This window comes from Streptomyces sp. SID3212 (assembly GCF_009865405.1).
Taxonomy (GTDB): Bacteria; Actinomycetota; Actinomycetes; order Streptomycetales; family Streptomycetaceae; genus Streptomyces.
Genome location: NZ_WWJY01000454.1, coordinates 14,471 through 29,751, shown reverse-complemented (window position 1 = coordinate 29,751; position 15,281 = coordinate 14,471). Strand labels below are relative to the sequence as shown.

12 protein-coding genes are annotated in these 15,281 nt (G+C 72.4%); 5 read left to right on the top strand and 7 right to left on the bottom strand.

From position 1 onward, the window contains the following. Positions 1-49 precede the first annotated feature (49 nt). Positions 50-1,315, bottom strand: a complete 1,266-nt coding sequence (locus tag GT042_RS13245) for an MFS transporter (protein WP_161308894.1) — start codon at positions 1,313-1,315, stop codon at positions 50-52. Between the two features lie 128 nt (positions 1,316-1,443). Between GT042_RS13245 and GT042_RS13240 the strand changes: the two genes are divergently transcribed. Both GT042_RS13240 and GT042_RS13235 read left to right on the top strand, forming a co-directional pair. Further along, a complete protein-coding gene (locus tag GT042_RS13240; RefSeq protein WP_161308893.1) occupies positions 1,444-2,184 on the top strand; it encodes an SDR family oxidoreductase in 741 nt (246 codons plus the stop codon). A gap of 95 nt (positions 2,185-2,279) precedes the next feature. Next, positions 2,280-3,659, top strand: coding sequence for an aspartate aminotransferase family protein (locus GT042_RS13235; RefSeq protein WP_161308892.1), 1,380 nt, complete (start codon positions 2,280-2,282; stop codon positions 3,657-3,659). Positions 3,660-3,752: 93 nt separating this feature from the next. Here GT042_RS13235 and GT042_RS13230 read toward each other — a convergent pair whose 3' ends face one another. The 3 genes from GT042_RS13230 to GT042_RS13220 form a co-directional block, all read right to left on the bottom strand. After that, positions 3,753-4,202, bottom strand: coding sequence for a hypothetical protein (locus tag GT042_RS13230; protein ID WP_345943761.1), 450 nt, complete (start codon positions 4,200-4,202; stop codon positions 3,753-3,755). Between the two features lie 169 nt (positions 4,203-4,371). Beyond that, positions 4,372-5,280, bottom strand: a complete 909-nt coding sequence (locus tag GT042_RS13225; protein WP_161308890.1) for a UTP--glucose-1-phosphate uridylyltransferase — start codon at positions 5,278-5,280, stop codon at positions 4,372-4,374. Positions 5,281-5,349: 69 nt separating this feature from the next. Further along, a complete protein-coding gene (locus GT042_RS13220) occupies positions 5,350-6,240 on the bottom strand; it encodes a TauD/TfdA family dioxygenase (RefSeq protein WP_161308920.1) in 891 nt (296 codons plus the stop codon). Positions 6,241-6,444: 204 nt separating this feature from the next. Here GT042_RS13220 and GT042_RS13215 point away from each other — a divergent pair, with 204 nt between their 5' ends. Together GT042_RS13215 and GT042_RS13210 are read left to right on the top strand one after the other, a co-directional pair. Further along, a complete protein-coding gene (locus GT042_RS13215) occupies positions 6,445-7,284 on the top strand; it encodes a glycosyltransferase family 8 protein (protein WP_161308889.1) in 840 nt (279 codons plus the stop codon). Then, positions 7,281-8,171 carry a glycosyltransferase family 2 protein gene (locus GT042_RS13210; RefSeq protein WP_161308888.1) on the top strand — a complete coding sequence of 297 codons (891 nt, stop codon included), beginning with the start codon at positions 7,281-7,283 and terminating at the stop codon, positions 8,169-8,171. The genes GT042_RS13215 and GT042_RS13210 overlap by 4 nt, the downstream gene beginning before the upstream one ends. A 146-nt stretch (positions 8,172-8,317) precedes the next feature. Here GT042_RS13210 and GT042_RS13205 read toward each other — a convergent pair whose 3' ends face one another. The 3 genes from GT042_RS13205 to GT042_RS13195 all read right to left on the bottom strand — a co-directional run bounded on the left by GT042_RS13205 (position 8,318) and on the right by GT042_RS13195 (position 12,086). After that, on the bottom strand, positions 8,318-9,571 hold the full coding sequence (locus tag GT042_RS13205; RefSeq protein WP_161308887.1) for an ATP-grasp domain-containing protein: 1,254 nt from the start codon (positions 9,569-9,571) through the stop codon (positions 8,318-8,320). 63 nt (positions 9,572-9,634) lie between these two features. Next, positions 9,635-10,846: a hypothetical protein gene (locus GT042_RS13200; protein ID WP_161308886.1), complete on the bottom strand. Its 1,212-nt coding sequence runs from the start codon at positions 10,844-10,846 to the stop codon at positions 9,635-9,637. Between the two features lie 55 nt (positions 10,847-10,901). Next, the gene (locus tag GT042_RS13195; RefSeq protein WP_161308885.1) at positions 10,902-12,086 is read right to left on the bottom strand and encodes a cytochrome P450; all 1,185 of its coding nucleotides are present in this window, start codon (positions 12,084-12,086) and stop codon (positions 10,902-10,904) included. A 151-nt stretch (positions 12,087-12,237) separates the two neighbouring features. Here GT042_RS13195 and GT042_RS13190 point away from each other — a divergent pair, with 151 nt between their 5' ends. Then, entirely contained in the window at positions 12,238-15,204 is a 2,967-nt protein-coding gene (locus GT042_RS13190; protein WP_161308884.1) for a type I polyketide synthase, read from the top strand. Positions 15,205-15,281 lie beyond the last annotated feature (77 nt).

Genomic DNA, 15,281 nt, shown 5'->3' with positions numbered 1-15,281 from the left:
AGGGGTGCCTGAGGCACACTTTTGGCAACTCGGGGCGCGCGCCGGCCGGCTACACGCGCCGCAGTCCCGTACTCACCGTGACGGCCAGCACCACCAGCAGCCCGGCGAGTGTCATGGTCAGCCCGAACCCGTCCGCGAACAGGCCGACCAGCATGGGACCGGCGAGGAACCCGCCGTACGTCAGGGTGTTGACCTTCGCCAGCGCGGCGGTCGCGCTGCCGGTCTCGCCGTCGGCGGCGCCGTGGCCCACCGCGCTGAAGATGATCGGCACGATCACCGACAGCCCCGCGCCGTGCAGCCCGAACCCCACCACCGCGACCGCGGGCGTGGGGCTGAACACCACCACCGTGAGACCGGCCACCGCGATGGCGCCGCCCCACCGGACCAGGACGGAGGGACCGTACTTCTGGTTCAGCCGGTCCCCGACCAGCCGGCCGCCGGTCTGGCAGAAGCTGAACGCGATGTACGCGAGTGACGCCGTGGCGAGGGTCGCGCCGAGTTCGTCGCGCAGGAAGATCCCGCTCCAGTCGCCCACCGCCGACTCGGACACCAGCACGACGGTCCCGGTGAGACCGAGCACCACCACGCGGGGTGTCCAGCCGTCCCGCCAGCCCACGCGTTCGCGCTTGCCGTCCGCCTCCTTCTTGCCCTGGTCGGCGGAGCCCGGCAGCATCGAACGGCCCGCCACCGCCCCGATGACCGCCAGCACCACGCTGACCAGCAGGAAGTGCTGGGTGAAGGAGAGTCCGGTCTTCACGGCGATGCCGCCGAGGACGGCGCCGACCATCGTCCCGATGCTCCAGGCGGCGTGACAGCTGTTCATGATGGGGCGCTCCAGGGCCCGTTCGACGGCGATGGCGTGGGCGTTCATGGAGACGTCCACCAGGCCGTTGACCGCGCCGAACACCAGCAGGGCCGCGCCGAACTGGACCCGGTCGCCGGCGAGCGCGATCCCGGCCAGCGAGAGGGGCAGCGCGACCATGGTCGTCCGCGCGATCGGGCCGCTGCCGAAGCGCGCGACCAGGGCCCCGGCCGTCTGGAGCGTGACCAGGCCGGTGACGACCGGCAGGAGGAGGAAGAGGCCGAGCTGGCCGTTGGAGAGCGCGTACTCCGTCTTCAACGACGGCATCCGCAGGTAGTAGTTGGCGAAGAGCAGCCCGGCGATCAGGAACGGCGCGGGCGCCGCCCAGCGGGCGCGGCCCGGCAGAGCCGCCCCCTTGCCCGGCGCGATCCCGCCGGGATCCACCGGCCCCACCCGGTCCGCCTCGGTCACCGAAGTGGCCCGGTCGGGTACCACGTCCTCAGGCACGGTCATCGCGGGCCCACCTCACTGTCAGCCGAAGCACGGGTGGCTTCAGGCACTTGAAAGCCTGTCAGGATGACAACACCTTGCCCTATAGTTGCCATCTCTGGCAATGTCGTCTCGCGGAAAGGACCTCATCGATGAGGAGTCCGGGTCGGGTGGCCCTGGTGACGGGGGCGAACAAGGGGATCGGCAAGGCGACGGCACGCGCGCTGGCCCGGCGGGGCGTGACGGTCCTGCTCGGCAGCCGCAGTCTCGGCCGGGGCGAGGAGGCCGCACGCGAACTGGCCTGGGAGGGACTGCCCGTGACAGCCCTTCAGCTCGACGTCACGGATCCCGCCGGGGTCGAGGCGGCGGCGGAGCGCGTACGGGACGAACACGGACGGCTCGACGTCCTGGTCAACAACGCGGGCCTGTTCGTCGGTTCGACGGCGGTGGAGACGACCCCGGACCGGATGCGTGACATGTTCGACGTGAACGTCTTCGGCGTCGTGACCGTCACCCACGCCTCGCTGCCCCTGTTACGCCGCTCCTCCGCGCCCCGGATCGTCAACGTGTCCAGCACCACGGCCTCGCTGACCCTCACGGGCGACGGGGCCGAGCTGCCCGGCAACGCGGACCGGCGCTTCGCCTACACCAGCTCCAAGGCCGCGCTCAACATGCTGACCCTCCAGTACGCGAGAGCCTTCGCCCACGACCCCGGCCTGGCCCACCTCAAGATCAACTCGGCGTCGCCCGGCTACACCGCGACGGGCATGAACGACTTCCGAGCGCCGCGCTCCGCCGACGAGGGGGCGCGCGTCATCGTGGACCTGGCCACCCTGCCCGACGACGGGCCGACGGGCGGATTCTTCGACGACCAGGGCCCCGTGGCCTGGTAACACCCGCCACCGATCCCGCCCTTGACCGCACCTACGACCCGGACCCAGAAGGAACGCCCCCACACGCCCCCACATCCCTTGGAGTCAGCAACGCCATGGACGCAACCCGGACCACCCCCGCACCCCGTCAGCACCGCACCGCCGAGTCCCGGCCCGAACAGGCCCGGACGGAAGAGGCCCGCCTCGAACAGGCCCGGGTCGAAGAGGCCCGGGCGCGGGACCGGCGGCACGTGTGGCACACCTGGTCGCCCCTGGCGGCCGACCGTACGGCGCTGATGGTCTCGCACGGCGCCGGCCACCGCGTGTGGGACGTCGACGGCAAGGAGTACCTCGACGCCGCGTCCCTCAACTCCACGTGTGGGTACGCGCGTCCCGAGGTGATCAGGGCCATCGGTGAACAGGCAGCCCGGCTCCACCACTTCGACCTCTCGCTCGCCGGCCAGGAGCCCGCGGGGCTGCTCGCCGAACGCCTGGCCTCCTACCTGCCCCCGGAGTTGTCGAAGACCCTGTTCGTCAACAGCGGCTCCGAGGGCTTCGAGGCGGCCCTCATGATCGCCTCCGCCTACTGGTCGCACCTGGGCCGCCCCCGGTCGAGGGTCGTCGGCTTCGCGCGCGGCTACCAGGGCTCCACCCTGCTCACGCGCAGCATGTCGACCCTGCCGCGCAGCCGGCACCTCCTCCGGTCGCCGGTGGACGCCACCCTGGTGGAACTGCCGCTGCTGCCAAGGGAGTTGCGCCGCCCCGAGTCGGCACCCCTGCTGCTCGCCGCCTTCGAGCGGGCCCTGTACGAGAACCCGGAGGACCCGCCGGCCGCCGTGGTGGTCGAGCCGTTCCTGAACGTCGGCGGCGCCATCGTCCTGCCGCCCGGCTTCCTGCGGGGCCTGCGCGAACTGTGCGACGCCACCGGCACGTTGCTGATCGTGGACGAGGTGTTCACGGCGTACGGCCGCTCCGGGCGGATGTTCGCCTCGCTGCGCGAGGACGTCACGCCGGACATCCTCGTGTCGAGCAAGGGCCTGAGCGGCGGGTACGTACCGATCGCGGCGGTCAACGTCCAGCAGCGCGTCCACGACACGTTCGGCGAGGACCCGGTCATCGGCGGCCTGCGCTACGGCCACACCACCTCCGGGCACTCGGTGGCCTGCGCCGCCGCCCTCGCCACCCTGGACGTGGTCGAGAAGGACGGTCTGGTCGAGCGGGCCGAGCGGCTCGGGGGCGTCATGCTCGACCGGCTGGCCCCGCTGGCGGACGACGAGCACGTGGTCGACGTCCGGGGGCTCGGGCTCATCCTCGTCGTGGAGACCGCGTCGCCGGAGACCGCCGCGAGCGTGGTGGTCCGGGCCAGGGAACAGGGGCTGCTGCTGCGCCAGGCGGGCCCGTCCGTGATGGCCGTACCCCCGCTGGTGATCGACGACGAGGGCGCCCGCGCGGTGGTCGACGGTCTCGCGGGCGCGCTGGCGGACACGGTCGCGTAGCCGGCGGTACGGAAGGGTCGCGCGGAGGCCCCTGGGCGGCGGGTGCCGCACAGGGGCCGACGCACGTGGTCGCGCGGGTCGGTCGGCGGGGTGTCAGATGCCCTGGGACGCCATCTCGATCGCGGACCGGTAGTTCGCCGCACCCGTGACGACACACGCGCGGTAGGTGCGGTTGTCCCGGACCGCCAGGAAGTAGTCCTTGACCTGCTTCCAGTACTGCCGCAGGTAGCTCGGGCCGGGGAAGAACGCGGGCGGCCTCGGCACCAGCGCGAACGCGCGGGAGCATTCGAGGATCTCGTTCGTCACGGTCGAGAGCACGGCCTCGACCTCACTGTTCATGTTCCACCCGGCGGCCAGCTCGGGCGTCCAGATCGTCCCGGCCACCTCCCGCAGGTGCGCCTGCTCCTCGGGGGTCGGCTCGCTCTCGGCCCCGAACGCGGCGGCCGACACGGCGGTCCCGGACGCCGACGGGTGTGCCTGCGCCGTGACCGCCGTACCGACGGACAGCGTCGCCAGGACGGCGACCAGTGTGACAGCGGACACAGAACGCGATCTTTCCGCCTTCATCGTTCTCCCTCGACACGTCGTGCCCGGGGCGCGTCCCCGGGCGGCACCCAAGCTGACATGTACCGATTCGGACGGTCAACGGGGCCGAACGCGCCGGGCCGGAACCGGCCAGTCCCGGGCCCCGCCGCCTGAGACGGACCCGCGCCTAGACGGAACCGCCGGGCTCGCCCAGGTCCCGCGCGAGCCGGCGCAGGTGCGGGCCGTACTCGGGGTCGGCGAGCGCCACCGCGAACTGCGCGGTGAGGTACGCCAGCGGGTTGCCGGTGTCGTACCACGTCCCGCGCATCACCTGCCCGTACGCCGCGTGGCGCCGCGCGTACGCGTTGATGGCGTCGGTCAGGTAGATCTCGCCGGTGCGGTGTTCGTGCCAGCACCGCGTCTGTTCGCGCAGTTCGTCGATGATGGCGGGGGTGATGACGTACCCGCCGATGGCCGCGTACGCGGAGGGCGCGTCCTCGGGCTTGGGCTTCTCGACCAGGCCGGTGATCCGCAGCAGCCCGTCGTCCAGGTCCTCCGCGACCACCGGGACGCCGTAGCGGCGGGAGTCCGCGGGGTCCATCGGGATGAGGGCGAGAACAGGGCTGTTGGTCATCTCGTAGGCCCTGATGAGCTGTTGGGCGCGCGGGACCTCCGCCACGAACACGTCGTCGGGCCACAGGACGAGCATCGGTTCGTCGTCGAAGTTGCGGGCCGCGTTCAGGACGGGGGTGCCGTTGCCGTACGGGCCGTGCTGGTCGAGGTAGGTGATGTGCCCGAGCCGGGACAGCTCGGCGACGTCCTCCACCGCGTCCGCGTACGCCGACTTGCCGTCGACACGCAGCTGTTCGGCCAGTGCCGGGTTGGGCCGGAAGTGCTCCTGGATCATGCCCTTGCCCCCGGAGACCACAATGGTGATGTCCGTGATGCCGGACGCCACCAGCTCTCTGACGGTGTGTTCGATGACGGGCTTGTCACCGATGGGCAGCATCTCCTTCGGTGTCGACTTCGTCAGCGGCAGCAGGCGCGAGCCCAGGCCGGCGGCGGGAATGACAGCCCTGCGGATCGTCGTGGTCATGGGACCCTCTCGGTTCGACGGGCGGAGGCTCGGTTCGAAGGGCGGGCGCCCGGTCCGGCGGGCGGACGCTCAGGCGACACCGGCGCTGTACGTGGAGGTGTCCCCGCTCACGGTCACACTGGGGCGGCCGTCGGTCCCGACCGGGACGGAGCCCACGACCGTGCAGCGCTCGGCGCGGCGGGCCTCGGTGCCGTAGTCGTGGATCGCGTAGTGCTGGGTCGCGCGGTTGTCCCAGATGGCCAGGTCACCGACGCGCCAGGTCCACCGGACGGTGTGCTCGGGCCGGACCACGTACTCCTGGAGGATCCGCATCAGGTCGCGCGAGGCCTGCGGACCGAAGCCCACCGCGCGGCGCGCGAAGCCCCCGAGGAGCAGCGACCGCTCGCCGGTCTCCGGGTGCACGTGGACGGCGGGGTGCTCGGTCTCGTACAGCGTGGAGATGTACTCCGCGCGGGCCGCGACCGTCTCGTCGGTGTAGTCGGAGTCGTTGCTGTGCACGATCCGCAGGCGGTCGGCCAGTGCGCGGAGCGGCTCGGGCAGGCTCTCGTACGCGGCGACGGTGTTCGCCCACATCGTGTCGCCGCCCACCGGCGGGATGACCTTGTTGTGGAGGAAGGCGAGGGCCGGCGGCCGTTCGACGAAGGTGAGGTCGGTGTGCCAGTGGTTGGCGCGGGTGCCCGCGCGGGAGTCGATCTCCCGTACGGCGGGGCGGTCCTGGGGCGCGGCGTAGACGGGGTGACCCAGCGTCAGGTCGCCGAACCGGCGGGCGAACGCCGCCTGGCTGTCGTAGTCCAGCCGCTGGCCGCGCAGGAACACCACCTTGTGGGCGAGGAGGGCGCGGCGCACCTGCGCGACGGTCTCGTCGGCGAGCGGTCCTGCCGAGTCCACACCGGTGAGTTCGGCGCCGATACCGCCGGCCAGCGGGACGATCCCCACGTCGGTCAAGGGCAGTTGGGTCATGGTCACGGTGCACGCCTTTCTGACGGGTTTCGGGAAGGGCGGGCGGGGTGCCCGACGGCAAGTTTGCCAGCCATTGCCCAACGTGGCAACGGTATCGAGCCGTTGGGGTCATCTCATTGTGCCAAGTTGAGGCAGAACATTGCCAGCACATGAGGCGGCTCGTAGAGTGGCGATCACGAACTCCCGAGAAGCCGAGGAGCGGTCATGGGACAGCAGGATCTCCACGTGGTGTTCGCGGTGGACCAGAACTATGTCGACGCCGCCGCGGTGGTGGCCCACTCGATCGGGGCCGGCCTGCGTGACACGAGCAGCCGCCCGGCCTTCCACGTCATCGACTCGGGACTCGGGGCCGACGGCAGGCGGTTCCTCGCCGACGCCCTGGGCCGGGTGGGGGACGTGGACCTCTACACCGTCCCCGACCGGCTGGAGATGGCCACCCCGCGCAAGCACTGGACGGCCGCCACGCTGCACCGGCTGCACATCGGCGACGTCGTGCCCCGCGACATCGGCCGGGTCATCTACCTCGACGTCGACACGCTGGTCCTGGACGACCTGACGGAGCTGTACCGGCACGACCTGGCGGGGAACACCATCGGCGCCGTGATCAACGAGGTGGCGCCGGCCCGGGTGCTGACCCTGGGCGACCGGGCGAGCCTGAGCCAGACCGGCGCCAAGCCGCCCGGCTACTTCAACGCGGGTGTGCTGCTGATCGACATGGACCGGTGGCGGGCCGAGAACACCACGGAACGGTCCCTGGACATCTACCGGACGTACGGGAAGGACATCCCGACGCTCGACCAGGACATCCTCAACTACCTTTACGCGGAACGCTGGACGCCCGTACCCGACAAGTGGAACAAGCTCATCGAGCACCCGGTCCACGGGCGTTTCGGCAGCGGCCGGCTCGACTACCTGACGCGCCGTGAGGGCATCATCCACTTCATCGGCGGGGACAAGCCCTGGGGGGACGTCTTCCCCGACAACGCGCTGCGCCGGCTGTACGAGGAGTACTCCTCCGTGCTCGCCCTGACCGGTTCGTCGTGACCGTCGTCCGCCTGGTGTCGGTCGTGGGCGGGGACACCTCGCTCCTGCCGCACATGCTGGCCCACTACGAAGGGCTCGGCGTCGAGGCGTTCCACGTGATCCGCCATGTGGAGAGCAGGGAGGACCCCACCCTCCCGTCGTCCGTCGAGGTCGTCCGGGACGCGGGGCACGACTTCACCCGGATCAGCGTCGGGCCGTGGCACGAACATCTCAACCCGCGGCTGATCCGGGAAACGATGGCCGAACACCCCGACGACTGGTGGGTGGTGGCCGACCTGGACGAGTTCCAGGTCTACCCGGACTCCCTGAAGGAGACGGTCGCCCACTGCGAGCGGCACGGATTCGACTACGTGGAAGGGGCGTTCCTCGACCGGGTGGCCGCCGACGGCTCCTTCCCCGACCCCGGACCGTTCGGCTCGGCGCCGCTGTGGCGGCAGTACCCCCTCGCCGGGCTGGTGACCCTGCGGCTCATGGGAGCCCGGCCGACGAAGGTGCCGCTGGCACGTGGCCGGATGGAGCTGGGGTACGGGCAGCACAACAGCTGGACCGGCCGGGGCGCCCCGGCCGCGCGGGTGTACGCACAGGTGCACCACTTCAAGTGGACCGCCTCGGCGGGCGAGCGGCTGGCCAAGCGGGTCGCCGCGTACTCCTCCGGGGAGTGGCACATCAACAACGCGAAGATCATCGACGAGTCGCGGGCGTTCCTGGACCATGTGGCGGCCCACAGCGGCCGTCTGGCGGTGGACGACCCCCGACTGGGCTTCCAGCGCTGTGCGTTGGAGTACGGCGACTACGCGGGCTGGGCGGACCTGGCCGAAACGCTGAGCCGGCAGTACGTGGAATTCGACGCGGCCCGGGCGGCGACGGGCCGCCGGGAGGCGGGCTGACCCGGAGGCCCCCGCCCCTGGCCCTGGCCCCTGGCCTCCGCCGAAACGAACCGCCCCGGGCGGTGCGCCTCCGTACGGAACACGGATCGGCGCGCCGCCCGGGGCGGTTCGCGTATGCGGCCGGTGACGTGTGGGTCCCGCCGGTGTCAGTGCGACACCGCCACCGCCGCCGGCTCCACCTCGAACGACAGCAGGGCCGTCACCTCCGCCGCCAGCTCGCGTGCCTCCCGGGGCGTGGCCCCGCCGACCACCACGAATCCGGCCCGGTCGCCGGAGTTCCGTACCGGAGCGATGACGTCCCCCGGCACCACGCCCAACTCCGCCCGCAGGACGGCCGGATGGGCCAGGACCCGCTCCCAGCCGGTCACCTCGACCAGCCGCCCCGGCTCCGGGGCGAGGAAGGCGACGGCGGCGGCGCGGGTCGGGGTGAGGTCCCGGGCGTGGTCGCGTCCCAGCGCGTCGTCGTAGAGCAGGCCGAACAGTTCAAGACCGGGGATGGCGTGGGACAGCAGCAGGTGGAGCCAGTCGCCGCCGGGGCGCGTGTGCACCTCGCCGAGGACGATCCCGGCGTCCGTCACCCACAGTTCGGCGTGGAAGACGCCGAAGCGCAGGTCCAGCGCAGTCAGGGCCCGGACGACCTCGTCCTCCACCTCGCGCCGTACGATGTCGGACAGTTCGGCGGGGAGGACGTGGCCGATCTCCACGAAGTACGGCGGCGGCAGTTTCTCCTTCGCGGTGATCGCGAGCACCTTGGGCCCGTCCTGGAGGAGGACGCCCTCCACACTGAACTCCGGTCCCTCCACGAACTCCTCCACGAGGAACGGCTCGCTGGTGGGGAGTTCCTCCACGGCGCGCGGCAGGTCGGCGGGCCCGGTCACCTTCCGTACCCCGACACTGCCCATGCCGTCCCGTGGCTTCACCACCCAGGGGCCGTACGACTCCGCGAGAAACGCCTCCGCCTGGCCGAGGCCCGCGCACAGCCGCACCCGTGGCTGCCGGAACCCGGCTGCGGCCAGGGCCGCCCGGCAGGCGTCCTTGTCCCGTACGCGCCGGACGGCCTCCGTTGTGTTCCCGGGCGCCCCGGCGACCGCCGCACACCGCGCCACACTGAGCTGTACGGGGTCCCGCAGCCCGAGGACCAGGTCGAAGGAGTCCCCGGCCGCGAGGCGTCGGCGCGCCCAGGCCTCGGACAGCACCGGATCGTCGGGGTCGACCGGCGAGACCTCGTCGGCCAGTTCGGTGACGGCGGGGGTCGCGGCGAGTACCTCGCTCCTGCCGGTCACATGGGTACGGATGCCCCGGGCGCGCGCCTGGGTCAGCGCGGCGGTGACGATGTCCAGGCTGGACGCGAGCGGGCTGGCCCCGCCGACGAAGAGCAGGTGGGGAGGGAGAGGGGTCACAGATGCTCCTGAATGAGGGCCGGACGGAATCAAGTCTGCTGTGGACAAGGGCAGTCGGGCCTCTCAGGGCGAGGTGAGCACGCTCTGTTCCGCGAACCAGCCCGCCAGTCGGCGGATGCGGTCGGCCGTGTGCGCCTCGTCCTTGCCCTCGACCACCGCCGTCCCGGCGAAGACGCTCGACGCCTGCGCCGCGTCCGCCAGCAGGTCCCCGGGCCGGGCCTGGAGCGACACGTACCGTACGCCGTCCCGGGCCGCCACCTCGTCGTCGGCCGGGCGGGACACGAGCCGGCCCGGGGCGGTGGCGAGGAAGACGTCACCGAACCAGGTGGCGGCGGTCGTCGGGGTCGCAACCGACGGGAGGCCGAGCACCGACCTGGCCCACTCGTCGTGCAGGTCGACGCCGTGCTGGAGGCGGATCATCTCGTCGAAGGACCCGCCCGGAATCCGGCCGCCGCACTCCCCGAAGACGAGGGTGTCGCCCTGCTCGAAGACCTCCAGGTGGAACACGCCGTCGTGGTGTCCCAGCGCCGTCATCACCCGCCCGGCGACCGCGTGCGCTCGGGCGTAGAGGTCCGGGCACTCCTCGGGGTGCTGCATCACGGACGCCACGATCCCGCCCTCGCGGATCGCGATGACGTTCTGGAGGTAGCGCCCCACGGACGTGAAGACCACCTCGCCACCGCGCACCACGCCGTCGATGTGCAGTTCGCCGCCGTCCACCCACTCCTCGGCGAGCCAGGGCGCGCCGACGCTGTCCTGCTCCAACTGCCGTGCGATCTCCTCGCGTTCGGGGTGGCTGTTCCAGGTCCTTACGCCCCGGGTGGAGGAGTCGGCGAGCGGCTTGAGCACGCCGCGTACGGAGGGGAAGCCGGCCAGGTCGCGGGGGGGGACGATCACCCGCGAGTCGGCGACGGGGATGCCGGCGGCCCGGATGCGGCGCTTCTGGATGTCCTTGTCGCGCAGGGCCAGGGCCTCCACGGGTGTCATCGGGCTGCGGGCGCCGCCGAGCACGGCCGCGTTGACCAGGGTGAACTCGAACTGGCTGGTGACGACGTCGAACCGGTCGGCGTCCAGCCCGTGGCGGACCAGCCCCGCGAGGGTCGACTCGGTGTCGGACGGGTCGTGCACGGCGACGGTGTGCACGTCGTCCAACAGGTCGCCGCGGCGGTCGAGTTCGGCCGCCGTGAGAACACAGGTCACCTCGGCGCCGAGGCGGTGGAGGGCGGTCACCGCGTCGGGCCGCCAGCCGATCAGGAGTACGTGCGGGTGGGCCATCTGAGCTTCTCCTGGGGAGGGTTGAGGGTCTGCCGGTATCAGTTGGAAGGGGTGGTCAGCGCCCCGCGAGGGACAGCGGGATGCTCTCGGGACCGGCGACATGGATCGAACGCAGCCGTACGACCGGGCCGTTCAGCTCGATACGGCCCACGGTGTCGAGGATCTCGGTGAGCAGGATCCGCATCTCGGCGCGGGCCAGGGTGCTGCCGATGCAGAAGTGCTCCCCGGCGGCGAGGGCGATGTGCCGGTTCGGCGCGCGCCCGATGTCGAAGCGGTCCGCGTGGTCGAAGATCTCCTCGTCGCGGTTGCCCGACGGCACCCAGACGACCACCCGCTCGCCCGCCTCGATCCGCTGTCCCCGGACGACGGTGGGCGTGGTGACGGTACGCATGCTGTGGGTCGCGCTGGAGGTCCAGCGCAGGATCTCCTCCCCGGCGCCCGGCAGCAGGCTCCGGTCCTCGCGCAACCGGCGCAGTTCGCCGGGGTGTTCGAGGAGGGCGAGCATGCCGCCCGCGAGGGCCAGCCGGCCGTTCTCCGTGGCGCCGACCAGGTTCTCGCAGTTGAGGAGGATCTCCTCCTCGGTCAGCGGCTCGCCGTCGATCGTGCCGTGGACCAGGGAGGTGACCAGGTCGTCGGTGGGGTGCTCCAGCCGCTGGTCCATGAGGTCGACGAAGTACGCCATGAAGCGGTGGTGCGCGGCCAGGGACGTATGGGCGAGGAACGCCTCGTTCGTCCACCGGAACAGGTCCTCGTGGTCCTTCGGCGGGACGCCGAGGATGCGGCCGATGACGTACAGCGAGATCCGGCCCGCGATGTCGTGGACGAAGTCGCAGGTGCCCTGCTCGACCGCGCGGGCCAGGACGGCGCGGATCGCGTCCCGCATGTACCCCTCCAGCTCGCGGACGGCCCGCGTGCTGAACCAGTCGGCCATGAGTCCGCGCAGCGCCTTGTGGCGAGGGGGGTCGGTGAGCGCCAGGGTCGTACCGCCGCCGGGATCCTCGCCCATGGCCACGGGCCGCAGCAGGACACCGCGCGCGGAGCTGAACGTACCGGGGTCGCGGTAGACGGACCTGATGTCGGTGTACCGCGTCAGCGACCAGAACGCGGGCAGATCCCCTGCCTCGTGGTGGTGCACGGGCGCGTGCGCGCGCATCCAGCGCCACACCTCGTGGGGGTCGCCGGTGGCGTGCAGTCCGGGGTCGACGAGCTGTTCTGGCCTCAGGCCAACGGTGACCGTCATGACAGGGCTCCTGGGGACGCGTGGTACGTACGGTCCAATGTGAGGCAATAGGTTGCCACATGAGTCACAGTCAAGGCAATCTGTTGCCAACAGAGTGCTGTCAGGACACGCCCCGGCGCGGACGGCACCGCCCAGCGACCGAAGGGGAAGCATGTCCCGTGACCGTTCTCTCGACATCGCCGTCACCGGCCTCGCCGCACGGTTTCCCGGCGCGACGGACCTCGCGGAGTGGTGGTCCGCCCTGGTGGCGGGACGCGTCCTGACGCGGCGGCACACCCGTGGCGAACTGCTCGACGCCGGGATGCCGCGGAGCCTCCTGGACGACCCGGACTTCGTCCCCGTACACGGCCATCTGGACGACGCGGACCGCTTCGAGAACACGCTCTTCCGGGTCAGCCCCCGGGAGGCGGAGATGATGGACCCGCAGCACCGCCTGATGCTGGAGGTCGCGTGGGGGGCGCTGGAGGACGCCGGGTGCCGGCCCGGGGACACCTCGGTCACCGGGGTCTTCGCGTCCGCGAGCAGCAGCGGCTACCTGCGCGCCATGGTGGCGGGCGGCGGGCTCGACCCGCTCACCCTGGAAGACGCGCTGCACGGCACCGAGCCGGACTTCATGGCGAGCCTCCTCTCGTACAAACTCGGCCTGACCGGGCCCGCGGTGGCCGTGCAGACCGCGTGCTCCTCCTCGCTGGTCGCCGTCCACCTCGCCGTACAGGCCCTGTTGAACGGGGACTGCGACCAGGCGCTCGTGGTCGGGGCGGGCATCGCGCACCCGCAGGGCGGCCATCTCCACGTGCCGGGCGGCATCCACTCGGCGGCCGGCGCCTGCCGCCCCTTCGACGAGAGCGCCGACGGGGTGGTGGCCGGTTCCGGGGTCGCCTGTGTGGTCCTGCGTCGTCTGGACGACGCCTTGGCGGACGGGCCTGAGCCGTACGGCGTGGTGCTCGGGACGGCGATCAACAACGACGGCGCGTCGAAGGCCGGTTACTACGCGCCGTCCGTGGACGGCCAGGAGGCCGTCATCCGGGCGGCGTTGGCGGCGGCGGACGTGGACGGCGGGTCACTCGGATACCTGGAGGCGCACGCCACCGGGACGCGCGTGGGCGACCCGATCGAGTGGACCGCCGCGTCTGCGGCACTCGGTGGTACGGGGGCGGGCCCGGGCACGATCGCGGTCGGCGCCCTCAAGGCCAACACCGGCCACCTGGACAACGCGGCCGGGGTCGCCTCGCTCATCAAGGCCCTGCTGGTGGTCAAGGAGGGGGTGGTACCGCCGGTGGCGGGCTTCACCCGGCTCAACCCGCTGCTGGAGACGGAGGATTCACCGCTGTACGTGCCCGCCGAGGCGCGGGAGTGGCGGGGGCCGCTGCCGCGCAGGGCCGGGATCAGCTCGTTCGGCGTCGGCGGGACGAACGCGCATGTGGTCATCGAGCAGGCGCCGCCGGTACGGGCCGCGGAGACCGGCGGCGAGGAGGAGTCAGGTCGTCTCTTCCTGCTGTCCGCCGCCGATCCCGAGGCCCTCGCGCGCTCCGCCCGGCGCCTCGGCACCCATCTGCGACGCGAGGAACCGGCCCTGGCCGACGCGGCGTTCACCCTCGCCGCCGCGCGTGCCGAACTGCCCGTACGGCTGGCGGTGGCGGGGCGCACCGGCGCGGAGATCGCCGAGCGCCTCGCGTCCGGTGAGGGGGTCGTACGGGACGAGGTCACGACGGGTGGCCTGCCGGCCCCGGCGCTGTTCCTCTTCCCGGGGCAGGGGTCCCAATACCCCGGCATGGCACGGCCGTTCGCCGAGGCGCTGCCCGGCTTCGAGGACGCCCTGCGGGACTGCCTCGGCGCGTTCGACCCCGTGACGGCCGGAGTCGTACGCCGGGCGCTGCTGGACGAGTCGTTCCCGGCGGCGGAACTGGAGGCCACCGAGCTGGCCCAACCCGCGCTGTTCGCCGTGGAGTACGCGGCCTCGGTCGCGCTGCGCGCCCTCGGTGTCACCCCGGCCGCCGTGGCGGGTCACAGCCTCGGCGAGATCACGGCGGCCTGTGTCGCGGGCGCGCTCGACCTGGCCGACGCGGCCCGTCTACTGACGGTACGCGGCCGGGCCATGGCCGACTGCCCGCCGGGCGCGATGCTCGCGGTGGGCTGCGACGAGGCGTCGCTCCGTACGCTGCTCGCGGAGAGCGGGCCGGAGCTCGAACTCGCCGCGCACAACGCACCGGAGAGCTGTGTCGTGGCGGGCACCGAGGACGCCGTCGAGGCGTTCCGTACCCGGCTGGGCGACGGCGTGCCCACCAAGCGGCTGCGGACGAGCCACGCGTTCCACTCGGCGCTCGTCGAGCCGGCGCTGGCCCCGCTGTCGGCTGCGCTCGCGGGGATCACCCTGCGGCGGCCGGTGCTGCCGTTCGCGGCCAACACCACCGGGGAGCTGGTGCCGGCGGGCGCCCGGATCACCGCGGACCGGTTCGTGGCACAGGCGCGGGGGACGGTGCGGTTCGCCGAGGCGATGGAGACCCTGGCGCGGCGCTTCCCGGGTGCGGTCGCCGTCGAGATCGGCCCGGGGCGGGTGTTGTCGGCCCTGGCCGTCGCCGCCGGGCTGACGCCGGTCGCGCTGTCCCCGGCCCGTACCGCCCGGCCGGGCGAGGAGGTACTGACGGCCCTGGGCACGCTCTGGGCGAAGGGGCTGCCGCTCGCGCCGACGGCACTGAGCGGCCCGGGACGCCGCGTACACCTGCCGGGATACGCGTTCGCCGGGCCGCGCTGGACGGCCCCGGAGGCCCTTCCCCGCGAGGCCGCGCCCCCGGGGGCCGCCGGACGGACGCAGGACACGGCGTCGGTGAACGGGCCCTTGCCGGACGTTCCTCCGGCCGAGGAAGCGACAGCCGCGGAGGACCCCGCGACCGTCCTCGCCGGGCTCTGGGCCGACCTCCTCGGCCACACCGGCCTCTCCGCCGACGCGGACTTCTTCGACCTGGGCGGCGACTCGCTGGCGACCACCCATCTGGCGCGCCGGATCAAGGTGCGGCTGGGGGTCTCCGTCTCCCTCCGCGATCTCCTGATCGGCCGCACGCTGGGCCGTCAGACCGAGATCGTCCTCGGCCTCCTCGACCGGCCCGTCGTCCGAAGCTGAACCTGGACCCCGTACCGCACACGCCCCGGGGTCGCGGGCGCGAACGCGGACATGGGCGAGCCGGACCGACGACGCGG